Here is a 15,495-nt window from a genome sequence, read left to right on the forward strand (position 1 = left end):
GCCCGAACACCAGAACAGCACCGTACTGACCGACGATGAGCCGCGCACCCCGGACGCGGCCACAGAACGTCCGGGCACCATGCCGGGACGCTGGGTGAGGCGCACGGGTGAATGCCCCGGCCCGCAGGACTGACGCCACCGCTGCCCGGGTACCCAGCGGCGCATGGCGGTGGACAGCAGGACCGAGCCGGCGCGCGCTACGCTGCCCCGGCCGCGCGGGAGACTCGGCCGGGCGTTGCTGCGGTGGGCGACGACGACCGACCACAAGGTGATCGGCAACCTCTACATGACGACCGCCTTCGGCTTCTTCCTCCTCGGCGGCGTCCTCGCGCTGCTGATGCGGGCCGAACTCGCCCGCCCCGGGCTCCAGTTGTTCAGCAGCGACCAGTACAACCAGCTGTTCACGGTGCACGGCACGGTCATGATGCTGCTCTTCGCGACCCCGCTGTTCGCCGGGTTCGCCAACGCGATCATGCCGTTGCAGATCGGCTCCCCGGACGTGGCGTTCCCGCGGCTGAACGCCCTGTCGTACTGGCTGTACCTGGGCGGCGGCCTGATGGTCGTCGCGGGCTTCGTCGTACCCGGGGGAGCGGCGAGCTTCGGCTGGTTCGCCTACGCGCCCCTCAACAGCGTGGTGCGCACCCCCGGCTCGGGCGGTGACCTGTGGACCATGGGCCTGGTCGTGACCGGCGTGTCCACCACACTCGGCGCGGTCAACTTCATCACCACGATCCTGTGCCTGCGCGCCCCCGGCATGACCATGTTCCGGATGCCGCTGTTCACCTGGAACGTGCTGTTCACCTCGATCCTGATCCTGCCCGCGTTCCCCGTCCTGACGGCCGCCCTGTTCGCCCTGGAGGCGGACCGCAAGTTCGGGGCGCACATCTACGACGCGGCGAACGGCGGCGCGTTGCTGTGGCAGCACCTGTTCTGGTTCTTCGGCCACCCCGAGGTGTACATCGTCGCGCTGCCGTTCTTCGGGATCATCTCCGAGATCATCCCGGTGTTCAGCCGCAAGCCGCTCTTCGGCTACGTCGGCCTCATCGGCGCCACCATCGCCATCACCATGTTGTCCGCGGTGGTGTGGGCCCACCACATGTTCGCCACCGGCGCGGTGCTGCTGCCGTTCTTCTCGCTGATGTCCTTCCTCATCGCGGTGCCGACCGGGGTGAAGTTCTTCAACTGGATCGGCACGATGCGAGGCGGCTCCCTGTCCTTCGAGACACCCATGCTGTGGGCGTGCGGCTTCCTCGTGACGTTCCTGCTCGGCGGCATGAGCGGCGTCATCATCGCCTCCCCGCCGCTCGACTTCCACCTCACCGACTCGTACTTCATCGTCGCCCATCTGCACTACGTGCTGTTCGGCACGGTCGTCTTCGCGATGTTCGGGGGCTTCTACTTCTGGTGGCCGAAGTTCACCGGCAAGTTGCTCGACGAGCGCCTCGGCAAGATCCACTTCTGGACCCTCTTCGTCGGCTTCCAGACCACGTTCCTGGTCCAGCACTGGCTGGGCGAACAGGGCATGCCCCGCCGCTACGCCGACTACCTGACCGCGGACGGCTTCACGCTGCTCAACACGGTCAGCTCGATCGGCGCGTTCCTCCTCGGGCTGTCCACGCTCCCGTTCCTCTACAACGTCTGGCGCACCGCCCACTACGGAACACCGGTGGCCCGCAACGACCCCTGGGGATACGGCCGCTCCCTCGAATGGGCCACGTCCTGCCCGCCCCCGCGCCACAACTTCACGGCACTGCCCCGGATCCGCACCGAGTCCCCGGCGTTCGACCTGCACCACCCCGACCTCGCCCGCCTCGACCAAAGGCAGCAGCAGTGAAGACCGAGGCCCGTCTGTTCATCGGCGTGGCGGGGTTCTTCCTCGTCACCGCGGTCGGCTACGGCTGGCGTTCCAAGGAACCCGCCGGTACCGCCGTCCTGACCATCGCCTTCCTGATGGCCGCCCTCGTCGCGTTCTTCCTGCACATGCAGTACCGCAGACGGGGCCTGAGAGCGCAGGACCGCCCGGACGCCGAAGTCGCCGACACCGCGGGCCCGCTCCACTTCTTCGCGCCGCGCAGCCCCTGGCCCATCACGACCGCACTGGGCTCCGTCCTGGCGGCGCTCGGCGTCGTCTACGGCCTGTGGCTGTTCCTGCTGGGCATCGGTGTGCTCGGGCACGGGGTGTTCGGCATGGTGTTCCAGTACGCGGGCCGGGGCGCTCAGCGCTCCAGCTCGTCCGCCGACGACGCCCGATCCTCCTCGGCGCGGTAGCCATAGCTCCTCAGCACATACCGCCGCTCCTCGTCGAGTGGCTCGTGGCTCTCCTCGTAGCCGCCCGCGATGGTCTGCCGCACCTCGCCGGTCTCCTCGCCCTCCGTCAGCCGCTCCCGGTCCGCCTCCTGCAGCGCCACACAGACACGCCGGGTCACCATGAACGCGAGCGGCGGCAGCAGCACGAAGGCGATCCGGAACACCCAGGTCAGCGCGTTCACCGAGATCCTGAAGGCGTGCGCGATGATGTCGTTGCCGCCCGCCGCCAGCAGGACGGCGTAGCAACTGATCGCCGCGACACCGAGCGCCGTGCGCACGGGCTTGTCGCGGGGCCGGTCGCACAGATGGTGCTCCTCGCGGTCACCGGTCACCCGCCGCTCGACGAACGGGTACGCGTACAGCACGGCGAACAGGACCCCCGGCAGCACGACCGCGGGCAACAGCACGTTCCACATCACCGTGTGCCCGGCCACCACCGTCTCCCAGGGCGGCACCAGTCGCAGCGAGCCCTCCAGGAAACCGACGTACCAGTCCGGCTGCGAACCCGTCGACACGATGTCCGCGCGATAGGGGCCGTACACCCAGATCGGGTTGATCTGCGCGACCCCCGAGAGCAGCGTCAGCACCCCGAAGACGATGAGGGAAAGGCCGCCCGAAGCCGCCGTGAACTGCGGGAACATGGGCTTGCCGACCGCATTGCGGTTGGTGCGGCCGCGGCCGGCCCAGTGCGTGTGCTTCAGGTAGAACACCAGGATCAGGTGCACGGAGATCAGCGCGAGCAGCAGTCCGGGGAGCAGCAGGATGTGCAGCGCGTACAGCCGCGGGATCAGCTCCTCGCCCGGGAACTCGCCGCCGAACGCGAACATGCTCACATACGTTCCCACCACCGGAATCGACAGCATGATGCCCTGGGCGATCCGCAGCCCCGTCCCCGACAGCAGGTCGTCCGGCAGCGAGTAGCCGGCGAAGCCCTCGGCCAGCGCCAGCATGAACAGGGTCACGCCGATCAGCCAGTTGACCTCGCGGGGCCGGCGGAACGCGCCCGTGAAGAAGATCCGCAGCAGATGCAGCCCGATCGCGGCGAGGAACACCAGGGCCGCCCAGTGGTGCAGCTGACGGAGCAGCAGACCGCCGCGCACGTCGAAGCTGATGTCCAGCGTCGACGCGTACGCGGACGACATGCGACTCCCCGCGAGCGGCACGTACGAGCCGTGGTAGACGACCTCCGTCATCGACGGGTGGAAGAACAGCGTCAGCCAGACGCCGGTCAGTAACAGGACGACGAAGCTGTAGAGGGCGAGTTCACCCAGCAGGAAGGACCAGTGGTCGGGAAAGGCCTTGCGCAGCAGACCGCCGCCCTCGGAGAGCGGCAGTCGCGCGTCGACGTAGTCGGCGGTGCGCTGAGCGGCATGACGGGCCCGCGCGTCGGCACGGGCCCTGCTCCTCCTCCACAGCACGGATCACGAGTGCCCGCGCGCCCGCGCTCGGAAACGGACAGTCACCCACGATCACTCTTTGGTTGCCCAGCTTCGGTTGCCCCGCCGGTCGGGCGTCAGGTATTGCCCGGACCCCCGCTGCCGAAGGACCCGCTGCCGCCTTCGGACCAGCGGCGCCGTTGCTGCGAGGGGCTGGTGCGGGTGGGAACGTTGCCGTGGGCGGGCAGCTCGTGCGGGGTCAGCCGGCGCTCGCTCCTGGGCACCTCGTCGGGCTCCCGGTGCTCCCGGACCTCGTGGACCGGTCCCTCCTCGGGCAGCCTCGGCTGCTCCTCGGGGCGTGGCGGAGGCGGTTCCCGGCGCCTGATCCGGGCGCCCAGCACGAAGGCACCGATGAGCAGCGCCACGACGACCAGACCGGCGACGACCAGTCCGATGCCGAGCGCACCTTCCGCTGCGAGGTCCGTCCATGCGATGTCCATGGCGCCGCGAGTACCCCCGGCACCCCGCGTGAACCCGAGCACCTGACGTGCTCAGTGGCGTGCTCGCTCGACCGCACCGCCCTCGGACCCGGCCAGAACCCTTGCGAGCACCGGGTTTGGGCGCACCCGCTCCGGCTACCCGACCGGTGTGACACAGACAACGTCCCAGCAGCAGCTCGTCCAGTTCCTGGAGGACCGTTTCGCGGCCGCGCAGGCCTGCACCGAGTGCGCTCGAGCCTGTGCCCTGCGCGCGAGCCTGGCGGATCCGGACGGGGCCGAGGATCAGGACCTTCTGCGCCGCAAGGGCATCCTGTGCGCCGAGGTGTGCGACGCGACCTGCCGGGTGCTCTCCGAGGAGTGCGCGGACGAGGGCGCCGAGGCCGCCCTCCGCGTCCAGCTGGAGTGGACCCGGACGGTGTGCCTGGAGTGCGCGCACCTCTTCGACCGCTACCCGGGCGCCGAGGACACCGCGAAGGCGTGCCGGGAGTGCGCACAGGCCTGCATGGACTTCATGGCCACGCTCGACTGAGCCCGCGGCAGCTCCGGCACCGGATCCGGCCGCCCCTCGCCATTCCCAATTTCTGAAACACGTTCTACCGTGTGCGCCGTCAGGACTGGCCTTGGGAGCCTGGAGGCGCCGTGCATCTCGAATACACGCCCGAGCAGCAGCGGCTGCGCAGCGAACTGCGCGACTACTTCGCCGAACTGGTGCCGGACCTCGCACAGACCCGCTTCACCGACCCGGCCGCCCAGAAGCGCCACTACCGCAAGACCATTCGGCGGCTCGGCACGGACGGCTGGCTCGGCGTGGGCTGGCCCAAGGAGTACGGCGGGCGCGGCCTGACCGCGATGGAACAGTTCATCTTCTTCGACGAGGCGGCCCAGGCGGGCGTACCGCTGCCGCTGATGGCCCTGAACACCGTCGGCCCGACGATCATGCAGTACGGCACGGACGAGCAGAAGGCGTACTTCCTGCCGAAGATCCTCTCCGGCGAGATCGACTTCGCGATCGGATACAGCGAGCCCGACGCGGGCACGGACCTCGCCTCACTCAGGACGCGCGCGGTACGGGAGGGCGACGAGTACATCGTCAACGGCCAGAAGATCTGGACCACCAACGGCGACACGGCCGACTGGGTCTGGCTGGCCGTCCGCACCGACCCGGACGCCCCGCCCCACAAGGGCATCACCATGCTCCTCGTCCCGACCACCGACCCCGGCTACTCCTGCACCCTCATCAACACCCTCGCCTCGCACGACACCACGGCGAGCTACTACGAGAACATCCGCGTCCCCGTCTCCCGCCGCGTCGGCGAGGAGAACCAGGGCTGGCGCCTGATCACCAACCAGCTCAACCACGAGCGCGTCACCCTCGCCGCCCACGGCACCATGGCCGTCCGCGCCCTGGACGACGTCCAGCGCTGGGCCATGGAGAGCAAGCTCGCCGACGGCCGCCGGGTGATCGACCTGCCCTGGGTACGCCGCCGCCTCGCCCAGACCCACACCAAGCTCGCCGCCCTCAAGCTCCTCAACTGGCGGATGGTCAGCGCCGTCCAGGAGGGCACACTCACCCCGCAGGACGCCTCCGCCGTCAAGGTCTACGGCTCCGAGGCGCGCCGCGACGCGTACGCCTGGCTGATGGAGATCGTCGCCGCACCCGGGGCGCTGAAGGAGGGCTCGGCGGGCGCGGTCCTGCACGGCGAGCTGGAGCGCGGCTACCGCTCCGCCGTCATCTTCACCTTCGGCGGCGGCAACAACGAGATCCAGCGGGAGATCATCTCGTGGATCGGTCTGGGGATGCCGAGGGTGCGGCGTTAGCCTGCGGGTGTGGACGCCATACGCAGAGGTGACCCCGGCCTCTTCGGCCCCAGCTCCGTGACCTGGCAGATGCACGGCGATCCCATGATGTGGGTCGCCGGAGTCCGCGCGCTCTACCTCCAGGCCCTGCACCCACGTGCCGTACGCGGCGTCATGCAGAACTCCGACTTCCGCGAGGACGCCTGGGGCCGCCTGCTGCGCACCGCCAACTTCGTCGGGACGATCACGTACGGCACCACCGAGGCCGCCGAGAGGGCCGGCGCCCGGGTGCGGAAGATCCACAGCATGCTCAGCGCGACCGACCCCGACACGGGGGAGCGGTACGGCGTCGACGAGCCCGAGCTGCTGCTGTGGGTGCACTGCGCCGAGATCGACTCCTATCTGCAGGTCGGGCGCCGCTCCGGGTTCCGCCTCACCGACGCGCAGGCCGACCGCTACCTCGCTGAACACCGGGTCAGCGCCCGCCTGGTGGGCCTCGACCCCGACGCCGTACCGGCGAGCCGGGAGGAGATGGCGGCGTACTTCGAGAAGGTGCGGCCCGAGCTCGCGTGCGGACCCGAGGCACGCGCGGTGGACGACTTCCTGCTCCGCCCGCCGACGCACCCCCTTCTCGTCCCGGCGCGCGAGGTGCTGTGGCGGCGCGTGGCGCAACTGGCGTACGCCGCCCTGCCGCCGTACGCCCACGAGTTGTACGGCAGACCGGCCCCGAAACCCGCCACCGTCACCCGTCAGTTGCGTGCCACGGGCACCCTGCTGCGCTGTATTCCCGCACGTCTGCGCTGGCAACTCCCGCCGAAACACATCCTGCGCGCCATGAGCCGACTCGGCCCTGGCGCGCGCCCGGCACCGTACAAACTCGGACGATAGCTCGCCATACTGGACGAGCCGGGGGAGGGTGGGGCGGACCGTGACGGGGGGCGATCGCGGGCGATGGGGGACAGCAGGCTGATCCAGGGCCGGTACCGGCTGCTCGATCTGATCGGGCGCGGCGGTATGGGCGAGGTGTGGCGTGCGCGCGACGAGTCGCTGGGCCGGCATGTCGCCGTGAAGTGCCTCAAGCCGCTGGGACCGCACCACGACCAGTCCTTCACCCGGGTCCTGCGGGAGCGGTTTCGGCGTGAGGCCCGGGTGGCCGCGGCGCTGCAGCACCGCGGGGTGACCGTCGTCCACGACTTCGGCGAGTCCGACGGCATCCTGTTCCTGGTCATGGAGTTGCTTCAGGGCCGCAACCTCAGCCAGCTCCTGGAGGACAACAAGCACCACCCGCTGCCCGTCCCGGACGTCGTCGAGATCGCCGACCAGGTCGCCGCCGCCCTCGCCTACACCCACCAACAGGGCATCGTGCACCGCGACCTGAAGCCCGCCAACATCATGCGGCTCGCCGACGGCACGGTGAAGATCTGCGACTTCGGCATAGCGCGTCTAGGCCACGACATCGGCTTCACCTCCCGGCTGACCGGCACCGGCATCGCGATGGGCACCCCGCACTACATGTCGCCGGAACAGATCAGCGGGGGCGAGGTGGACCAGCGCAGCGACCTGTACTCGCTGGGGTGCGTGCTGTACGAGATCGCCACCGGGGTACCGCCGTTCGACCTCGACGACCCCTGGGCGATCCTCGTCGGCCACCGCGACACCCCGCCCCGGCCGCCGCGCAGCCACCGCGCCGAGCTGCCCGAGTACTTCGAGAAGGTCATCCTGGACCTGCTCGCCAAACGCCCCGAGGAACGCCCGCACGACGGCCGCGAGTTGGGGCGCCGGATCGGCCTGGGCCGTACGACACCGGCGTACGTGCCGACGGTGGTCACCCCGCAGCCGGACCTCAGGCCCCCGGCGCCCGTGGCCCGCGAACCCCGCCTACCCTCCTGGACCCGTGGCATGACCACCGGCCACAAGGCCACCGGCGCCGGACTGCGCACCACACCCCCCGACGCCGGGGCGGGCCTCACCGGCGAGTGGGTCCCGCGGTCGACGGCCGGCCGCCCCGAGGAGACCGCCGTACCGGACGAGCCTGCCACCGCCCCTTCCGCGGGGACCCTCGCCGCGCTGGCCGGACGGCACAATGCCGGGCTCAGCCTGGGCCGCCTCGGCCGCTGGACCGAGGCGGGCGAGGTGCACCGCGCGGTCGCCGCCGAGCGCGAGCACCTCCTCGGGCCCGACCACCCCGACACCCTCGCCAGCCGCTACGAGGTCGCCTTCACCCTCAGCCGCACCGGCCGCGCCGCCGACGCCCTGCGCGAGTACAAGCATGTCGCCCGCGCCCGCAGCCTCGCCCTCGGCCCGGACCACCCCGACACGCTGGCCGCCCGGCAGGAAATGGCCTACGTACTCGGCCAGTTGGGCCGCCACTTCGATGCGCACCAGGTCTACACGTCCGTGCTGACGGCGCGGGAGAGCACCATGGGTGCCGATCACCCCGACACCCTGCGCTGCCGCCACAACCTCGCCTTCAACCTCAGCAGGCTGGGGCGCCTGGAGGACTCGTACCGCATGGCCGACGAGGTCGCCGCGGCCCGCGCCCGCATCCTCGGCCCGCATCACCCCGACACCCTGGTCACCCGCTACGAAGTCGCCTACGCACTGGGCCAGTTGGGGCGCTGGGAGGAGGCCCTGCAGACCTACCGCGAGGTTGCCGAGGCGCGCGGGCAGGCCCTCGGGCCCGACCACCCGGACACCCTCTCGGCCCGCTACGAGGTCGGCATCAGCCTCGGCCGCCTCGGGCGCAGCGCGCAGGCGCTCCAGCTCTATCGCGAGTTGATCGACGACCGCACCCGTGTCCACGGCCCCGCCCACCCCGAGACCCTCCGCGCCCGCCACGGCCTCGGTGTCAACCTCGGCCGGCTCGCCCGCTGGGAGGAGGCCCTCGCCGAATCCCGCGACGTGTGCGCGATCCGCGAGCGTGTGCTGGGCTCCGACCATCCGGACACCCTGGTCAGCCGGCGCGAGGTCGCCGTGAGCCTCGGCTGGCTGGGCCGCTGGCCGGACGCGCTCACCGAGTACCGCAGGGTGGCCGCCGCCCGCGAACGCGTCCTCGGCGCCGACCACCCCGACACCCTCGCCAGCCGCAACGACGAGGCCCACTGCCTGGAGCAGCTCGGGCGGGGCGCGGAGGCGGTCGAGCTGTACCGGAGGGTGGCGGTGCTGCGGCAGCAGCGGGGATCCGGCGGCCCGTGAGCCCGGTGGCGTCCGCCGGCCGGTGACTCCCGCGCGGCCGACCTATGGCCGACCTAGATCATCACGTGTTACGAAGAACCATGCCTGCACACGAGGGACACCCGGGACACCGTACGTACGACGTGGTCATCGTCGGCGGAGGCCACAACGGCCTGGTCGCCGCCGCCTACCTCGCCCGGGCCGGACGGTCCGTGCTGGTGCTGGAGCGACTGGACACCACCGGGGGCGCCGCCGTGTCCACGCGGCCGTTCGCCGGCGTCGACGCACGGCTGTCGCGCTACTCGTACCTGGTCAGCCTGCTGCCGAAGAAGATCGTCCGGGACCTCGGCCTCGACTTCCGCGTCCGCACGCGCAACGTCTCCTCGTACACGCCCGTGGAACGGGACGGACGGCCGACCGGACTGCTGGTCGGGGGAGGCGAGCGGCGCACCAGGGAGGCGTTCGCCCGGCTGACCGGCGGCGAGCGCGAGTACGCGGCCTGGCAGCGGTTCTACGGCATCACCGGCGAGGTCGCCAAACGGGTCTTCCCGACGCTCACCGAACCCCTGCCGAGCCGCGAGGACCTGCGCCGCCGGGTGGACGACGAGGAGGCCTGGCGGATCCTCTTCGAGGAGCCGATCGGTGTCGCGATCGAGGACCGCTTCACGGACGACCTGGTGCGGGGCGTGGTCCTGACGGACGCGCTGATCGGCACCTTCGCCGACGCCCATGACGCCTCCCTGAAGCAGAACCGCTGCTTCCTCTACCACGTGATCGGCGGCGGCACCGGCGACTGGGACGTCCCCGTAGGCGGCATGGGCGCCCTCACCGACGCCCTGGCCACGGCGGCTCGCGCGGCGGGCGCGGTGGTCGTCACCGGGCACGAGGTGGTCCGGATCGACACGGACGGCCGTACGGCGGAGATCACGTATCGCACGGCGGACGGCGAGGGCGTCGCCGCGGCCCGGCACGTCCTGGTGAACGCCTCCCCGCAGGAACTGGCCGCCCTCACCGGCGACACACCGCCGACCCGCGCCGAGGGCGCCCAGCTCAAGGTGAACATGCTGCTCAAGCGCCTGCCCCGGCTGCGCGACAGCTCCGTCGACCCCCGCGAGGCGTTCGCCGGCACCTTCCACATCGCCGAGAGCTACGGCCAACTGGCCACCGCCCACGCCCAGGCCGCCGCCGGGCAACTCCCCAGCGCGCCGCCGTCCGAGATCTACTGCCACTCGCTGACGGACCCGACGATCCTCGGCCCCGACCTCGTCGAACAGGGCTACCAGACCCTCACCCTGTTCGGGCTGCACACGCCGGCCCGGCTCTTCGAACATGACAACGACGCCGTACGCGAGGAACTGCTGAAGTCGACGCTCGCCCAGCTCGACGCCCACCTGGCCGAGCCGCTCGCCGACTGTCTGGCGACGGACGCGGACGGACGGCCCTGCATCGAGGCGAAGACCCCGCTGGACCTGGAGCGCGACCTGCGCCTGCCCGGCGGCAACATCTTCCACCGCGACCTGGCCTGGCCGTACGCCCAGGAGGGCACCGGGCGCTGGGGCGTGGAGACACGGCACGCGAACGTACTGCTGTGCGGGGCGGGCGCGGTGCGTGGCGGCGGGGTGAGCGGGGTGCCGGGGCACAACGCGGCGATGGCGGTGCTGGAGGCCACCGCCGGCTGACGGCGCCGAGGAACTCGCCGCAGAGCGGTCAGTCGGCGGAGGCCGCCCAGCCCGTCGCCTCGATCCGCGCCGCGTCCGCGGGGCGGGCCTCGTCGAAGAGGACGGTGGCCGGCGTCTCGACGCGCAGGCCGTCGACGTACGCGCCACGGCCCACGTACAGCCGGTCGGTCGCGTACCGCCAGCGCAGCACCAGCTGCCGGTGCGCGGGGAGTCGCGCCGCGAGCCGGTGCCAGACGCGGCCCGACCAGCCGGTGACCGTGCCGGTCGGGTGGTCCTGCGGTCGCTCGCCGTGGCGTGTCGTGGTGAAGGGGAGTTGCTGCCAGGTGGTGCCCCCGTCGGTCGTCGACTCCAGGGTGAGGACGTCCGACTGGGGCTCGGTGTCCCACCACAGGGCGCAGCACAGCCGTGCGTCGCCCGAGGACGTGTCGAGTGCGGGAAGCGCGAGGGTCGCGATCGCGGCGCTCGCCATGCCCGAGAACCATGCGGTACGACCCTGCCGGGGGCGGACCGGCACGGCGCGGGCCAGGTTGTCGGCGGCGGCGACCCGGGGTGCCGAACCGGAGCGCCACCTGCGCACCGGGTGGACCGAGTTGCCGAGGACGACGAGGAAGGAGTCGGTCGTCGGGTCGAGGACCAGCGAGGTGCCGGTGAAGCCGGTGTGCCCCGCGGTGCGCGGGGTGGCCATCGCGCCCATGTACCAGTGCTGGTAGAGCTCGAAGCCGAGGCCGTGCTCGTCGCCCGGGAAGGCGGTGTTGAAGTCGGTGAACATCAGGTCCACCGACTCCGGTTCCAGGATGCGGGAGCGGCCGTAGGCGCCGCCGTTGAGCAGTGCCCGGCCGAGGACCGCGAGGTCCCAGGCGTTCGAGAACACGCCCGCGTGGCCCGCGACCCCGCCGAGGCTGAAGGCGTTCTCGTCGTGCACCTCGCCCCACACCAGCCCACGGTCCAGGCCGGACCAGGGCCCCCGGGCGTCCTCGGTGGCCGCGATCTTCGGCTTCCAGGCGGCGGGCGGGTTGTAGCGGGTGCGGCGCATGCCGAGCGGGGCGGTGATCTCGTCGCGGAGGAGGGTGTCGAGCGTGCGGCCGGTGATCTCCTCCAGGACCAGCTGGAGGGAGATCAGATTCAGGTCCGAGTAGAGGTACTTGGTGCCTGGCGTGTTCAGCGGCGCCTCGTTCCAGATGAGTTGGAGCTTTTCCTCGTACGTCGGCGCGTTGTACAGCGGGATCCAGGGGCGGAACCCCGAGGTGTGGGTGAGGAGCTGACGGACCGTGATGTCCTGCTTGCCCGCGCGGCCGAAGTCCGGGAGGTAGGAGGCGACCGTCGCCTCCAGCCCGAGGGCACCCCGCTCGATCTGCTGCACGGCGAGGATCGAGGTGAACAGCTTGGACACCGAGGCGAGATCGAAGACGGTGTCCTCGGCCATCGGGATCTGCTGGTCGGCCGGGAACTCGACGCCGGTGTCGGTCTTCTCGTCGTACGCCTGGTAGCGCAGTGCCATGCCGATGGGCTGGTGCAGGGCTACGGTGCCGCCGCGCCCGGCGAGCAGGACGGCGCCCGCGTACCAGGGGTGTTCGGGGGAGGGGCCCAGGAACGCCTCGGCGTCGGTGACGAGTCGGCGGAGGTGGGCGGGGAGAAGGCCGGCGCGCTCGGGGGAGCCGTGGCGCAGGGTGCCGCCGCGGCCGGAGGAGGCGGCAGCCGCCGGTCCGGCGGGGAAGGGGGCGATGGCCAGCGCGCCGCCCAGGGCCAGGGCTGTGCGGCCCAGCTGACGCCGGGTCAGTCTGCTTCTGCCGTCCGTCATCGAGGCTCCTCCCACCACTCAGGCTGAAAGTATCTTTCCGGGATCACCTTGCGTGGTGAAACTTTCGTGTCAGGCGTGGGACCTGTCAACGGGGTGGTCGGCCAAGAGATCTGACGGTGTATCAGAAAAGGCCTTCCGTCGTCCGGAGGACTGCGGCATCCTGCGCCCATGCAGACGGAGCTGAGCAAGAAACTGGGAGTCGAGCACGCCATCTTCGGCTTCACGCCGTTCCCCGCCGTCGCCGCGGCCATCAGCCGGGCCGGCGGCTTCGGAGTGCTCGGCGCGGTCCGCTACACGGCCCCCGACGACCTCAAACGCGACCTCGACTGGATCGAGGCCCATGTCGACGGCCGGCCCTACGGCCTGGATGTCGTCATGCCCGCCAAGAAGGTGCAGGCCCCGAACAATCAGACACTGACCGAGGCCGATGTCGAGGCGATGATCCCCGAGGGGCACCGGCAGTTCGTCAAGGACACCCTCGCCAAGTACGGCGTGCCCGAACTGGCCGAGGGAGAGGCGTCCGGCTGGCGCATCACCGGGTGGATGGAGCAGGTCGCCCGCAGCCAGCTCGACGTCGCCTTCGACTACCCGATCAAGCTGCTCGCCAACGCCCTGGGCTCACCGCCCGCGGACGTCGTGGAGCGCGCCCATGACCGGGGTGTGCTGGTCGCCGCACTCGCGGGCAGCGCCCGGCACGCCGTCAAGCACAAGGAGGGCGGTATCGACATCGTGGTCGCCCAGGGCTACGAGGCGGGCGGCCACACCGGGGAGATCGCCTCCATGGTGCTCACACCGGAGGTGGTGGAAGCGGTCGACCCGCTGCCCGTGCTGGCGGCCGGGGGGATCGGCAGCGGCCAACAGGTGGCTGCCGCACTCAGCCTCGGCGCTCAGGGTGTGTGGCTCGGCTCCATATGGCTGACCACCACAGAGGCTGAACTCCCCTCACCCAGGCTCATCCAGAAGTTGCTGGCCGCAGGCTCCGGCGACACCGTGCGCTCCCGCGCCCTGACCGGAAAACCCGCACGTCAGCTGCGCACCGAGTGGACCGACGCCTGGGACGACACGAACGGGCCCGGCACCCTCCCCATGCCCCTGCAGGGACTGCTCGTCGCCGAGGCCGTCTCCCGGATCCAGAAGTACGAGGTCGAGCCGCTGCTCGGCACACCCGTCGGCCAGATCGTCGGTCGGATGAACAGCCAACGCAGCGTCCAGGCCGTCGTCGACGACCTCACCCGCGGCTTCGAGCGAGCCGTCGATCGCATCAACCGCATCGCCGGAAGGAGCGGCCAGTGACGAGCACACCCCCCGCAGGCTTCTGGGCCCAGGCAGCGGCCGATCCTGACCGCACGGTCCTCGTCGCCCCCGACGGCGAGGAGTGGACCGCCGGGCGACTGCACGCCGCCACCAACCGCCTCGTCCACGGGCTGCGCGCGGCCGGAATGGAACGCGGTGACGCCTTCGCCGTGGTCCTGCCCAACAGCGCCGAGTTCTTCACCGCGTACCTCGCCGCCAGCCAGGCCGGCTTCTACCTGGTCCCCATCAACCACCACTTCGTCGGCCCCGAGATCGCCTGGATCGTCGCCGACGCCGGCGCCAAGGTGCTCCTCGCCCACGAACGCTTCGCCGCCCCCGCGCGTCACGCCGCCGACGAAGCCGGCCTGCCCGGCACCCACCGGTACGCGATCGGCACGGTCGAGGGCTTCCGCCCGTACGCCGAACTCCTCGACGGGCAACCGGAGTCGGCGCCCGGCGACCGCACCCTCGGCTGGGTCATGAACTACACCTCCGGCACCACCGGCCGCCCGCGCGGCATCCGGCGCCCGCTGCCGGGCAAGGCCCCCGAGGAGGCGTACCTCGGCGGTTTCCTCGGTATCTTCGGCATCCGCCCGTTCGGCGACAACGTGCACCTCGTCTGCTCGCCGCTGTACCACACCGCGGTGCTTCAGTTCGCGGGCGCTTCCCTGCACATAGGTCACCGGCTGGTGCTGATGGACAAGTGGACGCCCGAGGAGATGCTCCGCCTGATCGACACCCACAGGTGCGCCCACACCCATATGGTGCCGACCCAGTTCCACCGCCTGCTCGCACTGCCCGAGGACGTGCGGGCACGCTACGACGTCACCTCCATGCGGCACGCCATCCACGGCGCCGCCCCCTGCCCCGACCACGTGAAGCGGGCGATGCTCGACTGGTGGGGCCCGTGCGTGGAGGAGTACTACGCGGCCAGCGAGGGCGGCGGCGCCTTCGCCACCGCCGAGGACTGGCTGAAGAAGCCCGGCACGGTCGGCAAGGCCTGGCCCATCAGCGAACTGGCCATCTTCGACGACGACGGCAACCGGCTCCCGCCCGGCGAACTCGGCACTGTCTACCTGAAGATGAACACCGGCGGCTTTGCCTACCACAAGGACGAGGCCAAGACGCGGAAGAACCGCATCGGCGACTTCTTCACCGTCGGCGACCTCGGCTGTCTCGACGAGGACGGCTACCTCTTCCTCCGCGACCGCAAGATCGACATGATCATCTCGGGCGGGGTCAACATCTACCCGGCCGAGATCGAGTCCGTGCTCCTCGCCCACCCGGCCGTCGCCGACGCCGCCGCCTTCGGCATCCCGCACGACAACTGGGGCGAAGAGGTCAAGGCCGTCGTCGAACCGGCCCACGGCCACGAGCCCGGCCCCGACCTCGCCGCCGCGATCCTCGACCACTGTGCCGAGCAACTCGCCGGCTACAAGCGGCCCAAGAGCGTCGACTTCATCACCGAGATGCCGCGCGATCCCAACGGCAAGCTGTACAAGCGGCGGTTGCGGGACCCGTACTGGGAGGGCCGCTCACGACCCGTGTGACGACGCCCGGCACGGGCCCGC

At 71.1% G+C, this 15,495-nt stretch carries 12 protein-coding genes; 9 read left to right on the forward strand and 3 right to left on the reverse strand.

Going from position 1 to position 15,495, the window contains the following annotated elements:
• Nucleotides 1-163 precede the first annotated feature (163 nt).
• On the forward strand, nucleotides 164-1,834 hold the full coding sequence (ctaD, locus tag PBV52_RS48875) for a cytochrome c oxidase subunit I (RefSeq protein WP_274248563.1): 1,671 nt from the start codon (nucleotides 164-166) through the stop codon (nucleotides 1,832-1,834).
• Nucleotides 1,831-2,268, forward strand: a complete 438-nt coding sequence (locus tag PBV52_RS48880; RefSeq protein ID WP_274248565.1) for a cytochrome c oxidase subunit 4 — start codon at nucleotides 1,831-1,833, stop codon at nucleotides 2,266-2,268. The genes ctaD and PBV52_RS48880 overlap by 4 nt, the downstream gene beginning before the upstream one ends.
• On the opposite strand, the gene PBV52_RS48885 is transcribed toward PBV52_RS48880, so the two are convergent.
• A complete protein-coding gene (locus PBV52_RS48885) occupies nucleotides 2,217-3,725 on the reverse strand; it encodes a ubiquinol-cytochrome c reductase cytochrome b subunit (protein WP_274248567.1) in 1,509 nt (502 codons plus the stop codon). The genes PBV52_RS48880 and PBV52_RS48885 overlap by 52 nt on opposite strands.
• Nucleotides 3,726-3,820: 95 nt before the next feature.
• Nucleotides 3,821-4,183 (reverse strand): DUF6479 family protein, encoded by a 363-nt coding sequence (locus tag PBV52_RS48890; RefSeq protein WP_274248569.1) that lies wholly within the window; start codon nucleotides 4,181-4,183, stop codon nucleotides 3,821-3,823.
• Between the two features lie 148 nt (nucleotides 4,184-4,331).
• Here PBV52_RS48890 and PBV52_RS48895 point away from each other — a divergent pair, with 148 nt between their 5' ends.
• From PBV52_RS48895 to PBV52_RS48915, 5 genes are all read left to right on the forward strand, one after another.
• A complete protein-coding gene (locus PBV52_RS48895) occupies nucleotides 4,332-4,712 on the forward strand; it encodes a ferredoxin (RefSeq protein WP_274248571.1) in 381 nt (126 codons plus the stop codon).
• A 110-nt stretch (nucleotides 4,713-4,822) separates the two neighbouring features.
• Complete coding sequence (locus PBV52_RS48900; protein ID WP_274248573.1) at nucleotides 4,823-6,001, forward strand: acyl-CoA dehydrogenase family protein; 1,179 nt, start codon at nucleotides 4,823-4,825, stop codon at nucleotides 5,999-6,001.
• A gap of 69 nt (nucleotides 6,002-6,070) precedes the next feature.
• Nucleotides 6,071-6,868, forward strand: a complete 798-nt coding sequence (locus tag PBV52_RS48905) for an oxygenase MpaB family protein (RefSeq protein ID WP_274249988.1) — start codon at nucleotides 6,071-6,073, stop codon at nucleotides 6,866-6,868.
• A 63-nt stretch (nucleotides 6,869-6,931) separates the two neighbouring features.
• Nucleotides 6,932-9,175 carry a tetratricopeptide repeat-containing serine/threonine-protein kinase gene (locus PBV52_RS48910; protein ID WP_274248575.1) on the forward strand — a complete coding sequence of 748 codons (2,244 nt, stop codon included), beginning with the start codon at nucleotides 6,932-6,934 and terminating at the stop codon, nucleotides 9,173-9,175.
• Between the two features lie 80 nt (nucleotides 9,176-9,255).
• Complete coding sequence (locus PBV52_RS48915) at nucleotides 9,256-10,833, forward strand: NAD(P)/FAD-dependent oxidoreductase (RefSeq protein WP_274248577.1); 1,578 nt, start codon at nucleotides 9,256-9,258, stop codon at nucleotides 10,831-10,833.
• Nucleotides 10,834-10,861: 28 nt separating this feature from the next.
• Here the strand turns inward: PBV52_RS48915 and PBV52_RS48920 are convergent, their stop codons facing one another.
• Nucleotides 10,862-12,631: a serine hydrolase gene (locus PBV52_RS48920; RefSeq protein WP_274248579.1), complete on the reverse strand. Its 1,770-nt coding sequence runs from the start codon at nucleotides 12,629-12,631 to the stop codon at nucleotides 10,862-10,864.
• A gap of 168 nt (nucleotides 12,632-12,799) precedes the next feature.
• On the opposite strand from PBV52_RS48920, the gene PBV52_RS48925 reads away from it, so the two are divergent.
• Together PBV52_RS48925 and PBV52_RS48930 are read left to right on the forward strand one after the other, a co-directional pair.
• Nucleotides 12,800-13,924, forward strand: a complete 1,125-nt coding sequence (locus tag PBV52_RS48925; RefSeq protein WP_274248581.1) for a nitronate monooxygenase family protein — start codon at nucleotides 12,800-12,802, stop codon at nucleotides 13,922-13,924.
• Complete coding sequence (locus PBV52_RS48930) at nucleotides 13,921-15,474, forward strand: acyl-CoA synthetase (protein WP_274248583.1); 1,554 nt, start codon at nucleotides 13,921-13,923, stop codon at nucleotides 15,472-15,474. Before PBV52_RS48925 ends, PBV52_RS48930 begins: the two co-directional genes overlap by 4 nt.
• Nucleotides 15,475-15,495 lie beyond the last annotated feature (21 nt).

It is taken from the genome of Streptomyces sp. T12, assembly GCF_028736035.1.
GTDB lineage: Bacteria > Actinomycetota > Actinomycetes > Streptomycetales > Streptomycetaceae > Streptomyces.